General features: G+C 65.3%; 10 protein-coding genes and 1 pseudogene. 4 read left to right on the top strand and 7 right to left on the bottom strand.

The features are described from left to right. The 4 genes and pseudogenes from AC1DYS_RS23965 to AC1DYS_RS23950 form a co-directional block, all read right to left on the bottom strand. Window positions 1–524 (bottom strand): annotated as a pseudogene (locus tag AC1DYS_RS23965) (hypothetical protein); the annotation flags it as partial. Between the two features lie 44 nt (window positions 525–568). Continuing rightward, a complete protein-coding gene (locus AC1DYS_RS23960) occupies window positions 569–2557 on the bottom strand; it encodes a rhamnogalacturonan lyase (RefSeq protein ID WP_477903800.1) in 1989 nt (662 codons plus the stop codon). 398 nt (window positions 2558–2955) lie between these two features. Then, window positions 2956–3252, bottom strand: coding sequence for a hypothetical protein (locus AC1DYS_RS23955; protein WP_477903798.1), 297 nt, complete (start codon window positions 3250–3252; stop codon window positions 2956–2958). A gap of 202 nt (window positions 3253–3454) precedes the next feature. After that, complete coding sequence (locus AC1DYS_RS23950; RefSeq protein WP_477903796.1) at window positions 3455–4357, bottom strand: LysR family transcriptional regulator; 903 nt, start codon at window positions 4355–4357, stop codon at window positions 3455–3457. Between the two features lie 201 nt (window positions 4358–4558). Between AC1DYS_RS23950 and AC1DYS_RS23945 the strand changes: the two genes are divergently transcribed. Both AC1DYS_RS23945 and AC1DYS_RS23940 read left to right on the top strand, forming a co-directional pair. Beyond that, a complete protein-coding gene (locus tag AC1DYS_RS23945) occupies window positions 4559–5278 on the top strand; it encodes a pirin family protein (protein WP_477903794.1) in 720 nt (239 codons plus the stop codon). Window positions 5279–5406: 128 nt separating this feature from the next. Then, the gene (locus AC1DYS_RS23940; RefSeq protein ID WP_477903792.1) at window positions 5407–6237 is read left to right on the top strand and encodes an alpha/beta fold hydrolase; all 831 of its coding nucleotides are present in this window, start codon (window positions 5407–5409) and stop codon (window positions 6235–6237) included. Window positions 6238–6311: 74 nt separating this feature from the next. Here the strand turns inward: AC1DYS_RS23940 and AC1DYS_RS23935 are convergent, their stop codons facing one another. Continuing rightward, on the bottom strand, window positions 6312–6818 hold the full coding sequence (locus AC1DYS_RS23935; RefSeq protein WP_477903790.1) for an Hsp20/alpha crystallin family protein: 507 nt from the start codon (window positions 6816–6818) through the stop codon (window positions 6312–6314). A 224-nt stretch (window positions 6819–7042) separates the two neighbouring features. On the opposite strand from AC1DYS_RS23935, the gene AC1DYS_RS23930 reads away from it, so the two are divergent. Further along, window positions 7043–7417 carry an SPW repeat protein gene (locus AC1DYS_RS23930; protein ID WP_477903788.1) on the top strand — a complete coding sequence of 125 codons (375 nt, stop codon included), beginning with the start codon at window positions 7043–7045 and terminating at the stop codon, window positions 7415–7417. A 12-nt stretch (window positions 7418–7429) separates the two neighbouring features. Here AC1DYS_RS23930 and AC1DYS_RS23925 read toward each other — a convergent pair whose 3' ends face one another. Continuing rightward, a complete protein-coding gene (locus tag AC1DYS_RS23925; protein ID WP_477903786.1) occupies window positions 7430–7792 on the bottom strand; it encodes a hypothetical protein in 363 nt (120 codons plus the stop codon). Window positions 7793–7891: 99 nt separating this feature from the next. Further along, window positions 7892–8323 carry a DUF2383 domain-containing protein gene (locus AC1DYS_RS23920; RefSeq protein WP_477903784.1) on the bottom strand — a complete coding sequence of 144 codons (432 nt, stop codon included), beginning with the start codon at window positions 8321–8323 and terminating at the stop codon, window positions 7892–7894. A 240-nt stretch (window positions 8324–8563) separates the two neighbouring features. Here AC1DYS_RS23920 and AC1DYS_RS23915 point away from each other — a divergent pair, with 240 nt between their 5' ends. Continuing rightward, the gene (locus tag AC1DYS_RS23915) at window positions 8564–8803 is read left to right on the top strand and encodes a DUF3606 domain-containing protein (protein WP_477903782.1); all 240 of its coding nucleotides are present in this window, start codon (window positions 8564–8566) and stop codon (window positions 8801–8803) included. The last annotated feature ends 11 nt before the right edge of the window (window positions 8804–8814 follow it).

The following is an 8814-nucleotide window of genomic DNA, read 5'->3' as shown; positions in this document are numbered from 1 at the left end:
GTGTTCTCCAGCGTGTTGGCGGCCAGGGTCAGGTCGGCGTCGGAGACGGCTTCGTCTGAGTAGAAGGCGAAGTGGGCGGATTCCTTGACGAGCCTGAAGCCGGATTGCTCGGGGTTGGGGCCGGCTGCGCGCCAGGTGCCGGGGGTCACGGTGGGCTTGGTGGGGGTGCCGGTGGCCCAGGTGGTCAGGCTGGTGCCTTGGTCGACCACTGGGGCGGGTGCGGGTGCGGGAGCAGGAGCAGGAGCAGGAGCAGGAGCAGGAGCAGGAGCAGGAGCAGGTGCTGGAGCAGGTGCTGGAGCAGGAGCAGGAGCAGGTGCTGGAGCTGGAGTTGGAGTTGGAGTTGGAGCTGGAGCTGGAGCTGGAGCTGGTGCCGGTGCCGGTGCCGGTGCCGGTGCCGGTGCCGGTGCAGGCGTGCCACCGACAGGCGCGCCGGACTTCTGGTCGTCGGCACCGCCGCACGCCGCCAATGCGAGCGACATCCACAGTGCGCTGGCTGTGTGCAGGCGCCTCGATCCCTTGTTCATGTTCATCCTCCCTGTGTTGTTTTGGTCCGCGTCAGCCGGGTGGGTCACTTCGCGACGTACACCTTCGGCTGCGCGGGTTTGGTCATGCCTGCGCCGAGAAAGAAGCTTGTGTTGGGCGGCTGGTTGTAGGCTGAGTTCTGGTTGGCGATGGCCGAGCGGTATTGCGTGTCGTGCATCAGCGTGCGCAGGCGCTCCGTGGTCGGGATCGTGGTCGTGAAGATCAGCAGCTCGGTGTTGTTGCCGTTGCGCCAGATCACTTCTTCGCGCCAGTCGCCGAAAAGGTCTGCCGACAGGTTCGGCGTGGCCTTGGTCGTGTTGTTGGAAGCTGCGCCGAAGTCGTAGGCCGTCAACAGCCGTTCGAGCTTTTCCGTGGCGGGGTTCCACTTGTCGATGGTCGTGCCGTCGAGCAGCTCGCGCAGCAGGTCGCCGTCCCAGTACACGCCGAAGTTCACGCGCGACGGGCGCTTCGCCGAGATGGACTCACCCTTTGCGCTGGTCAGACCGCCGACGGTCGCCCAGCTCTCGGCGCCCGGGTAGCGCGCATCGATGTCCATCACCACGCCGCGGCCCACGTCGGCACCGCCGCCCGGCAGGCTCCACAAGATCTTGCCGGTGACCGCGTCGTGCATCTCCACGCCATGTGCGCCGTAGGACCCGGGCTCTTCGTGAACCATCATCACCTCCTTGCCGGGGTGGTTCGGGTCGAAGTCGGACACATGCAGCGCGTCCCCGTGGCCGAGGCCGGTGGAGTAGAGGCCCTTGCCGCTGGAATCGATGGTCGCCGCACCGAAGACGATGTCGTCCTTGCCATCGCCGTTCACATCGGAGATGACCAGGCTGTGTGCGCCCTGGCCGCGATAAGCCGAGTTGCCACTGGTGTTCGAGTCGAAGGTCCAGCGAGGGGTGAGTTGGCCGTCACGCCAGTCCCACGCTGCGATCACTGCTCGCGTGTAGTAGCCGCGGCTCATGACCAGGCTCGGGCGCTGACCGTCGAGGTAAGCCACGCCTGCGAGGAAGCGGTCGACACGGTTGCCGTAGCTGTCGCCCCAGGCCGATACCGTGCCACGTGCGGGCACGTAGGCCGTGGTGGCCATGGCCTTGCCGGTCAAGCCGTTGAACACCGTCAGGTACTCGGGGCCGCTCAGGATGTAGCCGGTGCTGTTGCGGTGGTCGGCGGTGGCATTGCCGATCACGGTGCCGGCGCCGTCGATCGTGCCATCGCCGGTCTTCATTGCGAGTTCGGCCTTGCCGTCGCCATCGAGGTCGTACACGATGAACTGGGTGTAGTGGGCCCCGGCTCGGATGTTTCTGCCGAGGTCGACGCGCCACAGCCGTGTGCCGTCGAGCCTGTACGCGTCGACGAACACATTGCCGGTGTAGCCCGATTGGGAGTTGTCCTTCGAGTTGGACGGATCCCACTTGACGAACAGCTCATAGCTGCCGTCACCATCGACGTCTCCCACGCTGACGTCGTTCGGGCTGTAGTCGTAGGCCACGCCGTCGGGCGTCGTGCCGCCGGCAGGGCGCTGCAGCTTGACGGTGAGGTACTGCTGTGCCCACACGGCGCTGGCGCTGCTCAATGGTTGTTCGACACCGCCGACGACAGCGGCCACGCTGTACGTGGCGGTGGCGTTGCCCGCCGTGTCGATGTAGTTGGTGCTGTTGGCAATCGGGCTGGCGGTGAGCTTGATGCCGTTGCGGTAGACGTTGTAGGTGACGTTGTCTGCCTCGATGCCGAGCATGCGCCAGCTGACGAACGCGCCGTTGCTGGTAGCAACAGCGACCACGCCACGGTCCAGGAACTCGATCTGGCGTGAACCGGCGACAGGAGCAGGAGCAGGAGCGGGAGCGGGAGCGGGAGCAGGGCTGGGAGCTGGTGCTGGTGCTGGTGCTGGTGCTGGTGCTGGGCTCGGCTTACCAGACAAAGGCGTGGACGCTGCGTCGTCGGATGAGCCGCCGCAGGCCGTCAGCAACAACGACATCAGCAATGTGCCGACCGCACGCGATCGGATGGACCCCTTCCCCTGGTTCATTCTTTTCTTTCATCTTGTGAGGCATCGCGAGGCGGCGCTGATGGCCCGTGCCGTGTCTTTTGGCTGCTAGCTGGCGAGCCGATTTCGCACCGTAGCACGGCGCCGACAGGTGTCGGTGTCCAATGATTACAAGACGGGAGGCGGATTCACGCCTTCACGGGGGCGCGCGTCCTGTGCGGGCATGACTCTGTGGAGGCGGCCTCTGCGACGAGGCTGAGAGATGCAACCGGCTACATCTGGTTCGCGGCATCCGAGCGGCCGGGGTGCGCCAAGCGTTGACGCACGGCCGAGTCGCATTTACCGGCGATTGCAAATTGGTGAGACGAACGCGCGAGCGCCCGCTGCTGGCTGTTGAACGCCGGCCAGTGCGATGAATGTCATGCGATGGATGCGAGGCGTCAGCGCTCCTTCTTGGGTTCCGCAGGCTTGCAGGCACCTGGCTTCAAGGTCCAGTCGACGGCATCCTTGGCCGTCTCGATTCGTTTCTCGGCGGCCATGGCCGCGGTCGGTGAAATGGGATCGCTGGCAGGGAAGGTCTGGTCGAGGGCGTCATCGAGCAGTTCCTGGTAGGTGGGTACTTTCTCTGCGGCGTCTGCGGCTTTGCCGTCGAGCCGTTCCTCCACTTTCTTGACGGAACGCGGGTCCTTGCGGGCGGTTGGTTTGGAAGAAGAACTGGTAGTGCGACGTGCGGTCATGGCAGAACTCCATGCTGTATGGGTTGCTTGCTGCGCTGGTCCACTCGCGCGAGGGCGAGGAAGGTCCAGTGCAGTCCTTGCTCGGGCAGCAGCTTGCTGAGAACCCCGGCATATCGATAACTCAATGCAGCAACCGGCGTGCCCGTGGAGTCGACCGCCGGCGGAAGGCCATGCCGTCAGCAGCGCGCTTCGCGCACAGGCGTCACCGGGGCAGGATGTCGGGCACCAGCGGCCGTTGCAGCCGCGTACGCCACCACTTGAGTGCCTCGCCGGTCTGCGCTGTTCTCCACGCCAGCCAGAAAGGCTCATCGGGCCGGGGCTCTTCCGAGGGCAGCTCGATCAGCGTGCCACGCTTCAATTCCGTTTGCACGCAGGCCCGTGGCAGGAAGCCGTGGCCGAGGCCCGCGACCTGGCAGGCGATCTTCGCGGCCATCGACGGCACCGTGATGCGCTTCTGGCCGGCCAGCAGGCCGATGGTGCGCTCGGTCAACAGCCGGGCGCCATCGCCGACCACCACGGCCGTGTGCTCGAGCAGGTCGCCGCGCGTCAGGGGCCGCTGCAGCCTGGCGAGCGGGTGCGTCGGTGCGACGCAGAACACGAACTCGAGGCTGCCCACCGCCACCGCCTTGTAGCCACCGCCGGCAGGTCCGTCGCTCGCGGCGACGGCCAGGTCGGCACGGCCGTCGCGCAAGGCCTCCCAGGTACCCGTCATGGTCTCGCAGGAGATGCGCAGCCGCGTGCCGCAGTTCAGGTCTTCGAAGGCCCGGATGTCGTCGGTGAACGCGCTGGTCGGAATGAGCGAGTCGTGCACGAAGCGCAGCTCGGACTCGAAGCCGGTGGCGATCTGGCGCATGCGCGATTCGAGGTCACTGGCGGCGGTCAGGAGCCAGCGGCCTTCCTTCAGCATCTCCTCGCCGGCCGGCGTGAGGCTCACCCGCGGGCCCTGGCGTGTGAACAGGGCGAGGCCGAGTTGCTCTTCGAGCTTGCCCACTGCGTAGGAGATGGTGGACGGCACCTTGTTCAGGCGTTCGGAGGCGGCCGCGAAGGAGCCGTGGCGCGCGATCGCGTCCACGAGTTCGATGGCTTCGAGCGTCAGCTTCAGCACCTTGGCGGCTCCTTCGAAAGAATCATCGAAATATTCGATCGAAGCGGCCCAAAACGTTCAATCTGAAGGGTGGCGAGATGGCGGAAACTTCTTTCACGCCGCCGAACGTACCTATGAAGAGAATGGCTCATGAGGACGATTGTGGCGCACGAGTTGATTGTGAATTCGGTCGAAAGACCCGCAACAGGAAAGGACCACACCATGATCGAAATCCGCAAGGCTGACCAGCGCGGCGTCGCCAACCACGGTTGGCTCAAATCCCGCCACACGTTCTCGTTCGGTCACTACCACGACGCCAAGCAGCAGGGCTTCTCTGACCTGCTCGTCATCAACGACGACCGTGTCGACCCCGGCATGGGCTTCGGCACGCACCCGCACCGCGACATGGAGATCTTTTCGTACGTGCTCGAAGGTGCACTGGAGCACAGCGACTCGATGGGCACCGGCTCGGTCATCCGCCCGGGCGACGTGCAGATGATGAGCGCCGGTACCGGCGTGCGCCACAGCGAGTTCAACCACTCCAAGAGCGAGCTCGTGCACTTCCTGCAGATCTGGATCGTGCCCGATGTGCGCGGCGCCGCACCGCGCTACCAGCAGGTGCACTTCACCGAGGCCGAGAAGCGCGGGCGCTTTCGCTTGATCGTCTCGCCGAAGGGCACCGACGGATCACTCGCGGTGCACCAGAACGCGAGCATCTACGCCGGGCTGTTCGACGGCGCCGAAACTGCGACGCTGGATGTCGGTGCCGACCGCTTCGTCTACGTTCACGTTGCGCGCGGCAAGATCGAGGTCAATGGCCAACGCCTCGGGGAGGGCGATGGTGCGCGCATCCGCAACGAGCAGCGGCTCGAGTTCGCCAAGGGCGACGGCGCGGAAGTGCTGGTGTTCGATCTGCGTCCGCACGAGCTTCCGTCCATGTGAGGCGTGCGGGCACACGCCCTCGCCGTGACACCACAGAAAAATCGGCGCTAAATCGTTCAAGCCAGATGGGAAGGGGCTGCTGTGCCCTTGCCCAGGCTCCGTCATCACCACAGAAAGGAAAACGATCCATGAGCACCAGCACCATCACCACCAAGGACGGCACGCAGATCTTTTACAAGGACTGGGGCCCGAAGACGGCACAGGCCATCGTGTTCCACCACGGCTGGCCGCTGAGCGCGGACGACTGGGACGCGCAGATGCTGTTCTTCGCGGCGCAGGGCTTTCGCGTCATCGCGCACGACCGGCGCGGTCACGGCCGCTCGTCGCAGACGGCCACCGGGAACGAGATGGACACCTACGCGGCCGACGTTGCCGCGCTCACGAGCCACCTCGAACTGAAGCACGCCTTCCACGTCGGCCACTCGACTGGCGGCGGCGAGGTGGCACGCTACGCCGCGCTGCACGGCGATCGCGTTGCCAAGGCGGTGCTGATCGGTGCCGTGCCACCGATCATGCTGAAGACGGCGGCCAACCCCGGTGGCTTGCCGATGGAGGTGTTCGACGGCTTCCGTGCCCAGCTGCTGGCCAATCGTGCGCAGTTCTACAAAGAGGTGCCCACACCGTTCTACGGCTACAACCGGCCAGGCGCGAAGGTCTCCGAAGGCGCCAAGGACAACTGGTGGCGCCAGGGGATGATGGGCGGCAGCCAGGCGCAGTACGACTGCATCAAGGCCTTTTCTGAAACTGACTTCACCGAAGACCTGAAGAAGATCGACGTGCCCACGCTCGTGATGCACGGCGACGATGACCAGATCGTGCCGATTGCCGACTCGGCACTGCTGTCTGCCAAGCTGCTGAAGAAGGCCACGCTGAAGGTCTACCCAGGCCTGCCGCACGGCATGTGCACGACGAACCCGGACGTGATCAACGCGGATCTGCTCGCGTTCTTCAAGGCGTGAATCTCAAAGAGTAAGCACGGGTGAATCGGCTCCTGCCTGGCGCGCCAGGCAGGGCCTTCGTTTGCAGCTCGTGCTCAGTGCACCTTCACTGACACCTGCCGGCGCCGCGCGCTTTCGGCCTTGGGCAGTTCGATGCGCAGCACGCCATCGCGGTAGCTTGCGCGTGCCTTGTCGACCCGAACCGCCGACGGCAGTGCCACGTTGCGCTGGAACGTGCCGTAGGCGCATTGCACGAGCGCGTAGCCACCGCGCTTTGTTTCCCGGTCGAAGCGCTTCTCGCCGCGGATGCTGAGCGTGCCGCCGAGCACTTCGATGTCGAAGTCCTCGCGGCGCATGCCGGGTGCCTCCAGCCGCACGATCACGCGATTGTCGTCGTCGATGACGTCTGCGGCCATGAAGGCCCAGCGGCTCATGCTCGAGGGCTCGAATGCCGTCACGTCGCCGCTGCTGCTGCGCCTGTCACTGAAGCGAAAGCGCGTGAGCGCCTCGTCCGCACGCGACCTGAGTTCGCGCCACCCGTCGGAGAGCGACTCGATCGCATGCCCGACCCCTTGCTTCAACTGTTGTGTCACGCTGTTCATGTCTTCTCCTTTCCGAAGTTGACTGTGCGTTCGCTGCTGCACAAGAGCGACGAACTCATCCCTCTCGTCATCGCCTTCGCCCAGCAGAGAACTGCCACGGTTTGCGCACCGAATTGGTGGTCGCACTCGGGTTTTCATGCACCTGGCGAACGGAACATCGACCGCGAAGATGGCTCTAAAACCGCGTCCTGTAGCGTCATTTCTCTGAAGAAAGGAGGTACACCATGACGCGATTCAAACGTTGGCAAGACGTGGTGAACGCCGTGCTCGGTCTCTGGCTCCTGGTTTCGCCTTGGGTCATTGGCTACGACGACGGCAGCACAGCCATGTGGAATGGGGTTGTCTCTGGTGTGGTGCTGGCTGCTCTGGCACTCGGCGCTGTGTTCATCCCCCGGGCCTGGGAAGAGTGGGCGCAGGGTGCGATCGGCGCTTGGCTCATCGCCTCGCCGTGGGCGCTCGGCTTTGCCAACCGCGAAGCCCCGATGCTGAACGCCATGTGGGTCGGCATCGCGGTGGTCGCACTGGCCCTGTGGACGCTGTTGGCCGACAAGGAAGAAAGCGCCGCTGCGCGAGGTCGCGAGACCACAGCGGTGCATTGACGATCGGCGGGGTCAGCCTCCGCCGATGCCGAGGTTGACCTTGCCTGTGCCTCCACATTCGGGACACGCTCCCGAATCAATGCGGCCCGTTCCGCCGCACTCCGGGCAGACAGCCTCTCCGGTCCCTGGCGTTCCCGGTGGCGCTTCGTCACCGGGAGCTGCCGGGATGTTGCTGGAGGCCAGCTTGTCGACCGGCTTGCCGGCTGAATGGCTTCCTGCATCACCACGTCCCGCCGGCTGACCGGAGGTTCCTGCGCCGGCGGGCGGGTCGAGCGAGAGATCCGCCGAAGCGCCCGGGTCTTCCTCGCCTGCCACCGATTCGCTCGCCAGATCAACGCGCGGTGATTGCGGCTGCGTGGGTTCAGGTTTGTGCATGTCCATCTCCTTGTGGCCTCGCGTGCGGGCTTGGGTTCGCCAAGAATCGATGTCGGTCCTGCGACTAAATCGGCAAGCCACATGCCGCGGGAGCGACGCTCATTGCACGGACGCGCGCAACGCCAGCAGGTTCTCACGCCGGCTGTTCGCCGCTGCCATGCATTGCTGGATCACTTCCTTCACGCGGTCGGGCAAGCCTTCCACCCGCAAGGCGTCTTGGCAACGGGCGGCGTTTGCTTCTCCCTCGGCGATGCAGGCCTCGAGAAGTTCGCGGTCGTCCTGGCCTTCGACCGGCGGCGAGAACCAGAGTGGGTCGGCCAGGACGGCGGTCGTCTCGCCCGAATGCGGCGTGCCGCGAAGCTCGACCACGAGGTGATGAAGCCGCTCCGACTCAGCCTTGTGTTCGGCGCCGCGCAAGACCAGTTCGGCACGCAGCTGCGGCGTGCGGGCCAGCGCGGCGGCCACGGTGCACCGGCGCTCACCGGCTCGTTCCAGGTCCATCAGATCATTGACAAGCTGGCTCACATCCATGGTTGCATTCAAAGCAGTGCAGGCGCACAGCCGCCAACGTGGCAAGTGGCGTTCCGCACCACGAAGCCGCGGTGCCGCCGAGGGACAGCCGAGGAAAAACTTGCGGCAGTGAGCGTCGTGCGCCGCATGCGCAATGACGTTCACCTCGCATCAGTCCTCGCCCGCGGGGCCCGTGCCGCTGACGCCCAGAAGTGGCACGCCGTTTGCCCACTCTCAGTCGCCTCAGCTTCGGGAGTGGACATGAATGGCGGCGGTAGCAAAGGCGATGGACAGGATTGGGGGCGAATCAACGTCCAGGATTACTACGAATTGTTTTACTGGGCGACCGAGTTCGGGGTCACTGCAGACCAGATCCAGCAGGCGGTCGCGAGGGTGGGAAACAGCGTCGCCGAAGTGCATCACTACCTGCGCCAATCCGGCACCTTGCTGCATGACGACCCCGAGACCGTGCCGGCGTTCTGGAACCCGAGGCCGGGTTGACGGTGCGGCAG

This window comes from Rhizobacter sp. P2_G4 (assembly GCF_056403575.1).
The sequence above is the reverse complement of the archived record's forward strand: the minus strand, read 5'-3'. Positions and strand labels throughout refer to the sequence as shown.

Bases quoted from the DNA above. Each gene is read 5' to 3' on its own strand.
- AC1DYS_RS23960 (WP_477903800.1), bottom strand. From the start codon at position 2,557: ATGAACCAGGGGAAGGGGTCCATCCGATCGCGTGCGGTCGGCACATTG.
- AC1DYS_RS23940 (WP_477903792.1), top strand. From the start codon at position 5,407: ATGAGCACCAGCACCATCACCACCAAGGACGGCACGCAGATCTTTTAC.
- AC1DYS_RS23915 (WP_477903782.1), top strand. From the start codon at position 8,564: ATGAATGGCGGCGGTAGCAAAGGCGATGGACAGGATTGGGGGCGAATC.
- AC1DYS_RS23935 (WP_477903790.1), bottom strand. From the start codon at position 6,818: ATGAACAGCGTGACACAACAGTTGAAGCAAGGGGTCGGGCATGCGATC.
- AC1DYS_RS23945 (WP_477903794.1), top strand. From the start codon at position 4,559: ATGATCGAAATCCGCAAGGCTGACCAGCGCGGCGTCGCCAACCACGGT.
- AC1DYS_RS23925 (WP_477903786.1), bottom strand. From the start codon at position 7,792: ATGCACAAACCTGAACCCACGCAGCCGCAATCACCGCGCGTTGATCTG.
- AC1DYS_RS23955 (WP_477903798.1), bottom strand. From the start codon at position 3,252: ATGACCGCACGTCGCACTACCAGTTCTTCTTCCAAACCAACCGCCCGC.
- AC1DYS_RS23920 (WP_477903784.1), bottom strand. From the start codon at position 8,323: ATGGATGTGAGCCAGCTTGTCAATGATCTGATGGACCTGGAACGAGCC.
- AC1DYS_RS23930 (WP_477903788.1), top strand. From the start codon at position 7,043: ATGACGCGATTCAAACGTTGGCAAGACGTGGTGAACGCCGTGCTCGGT.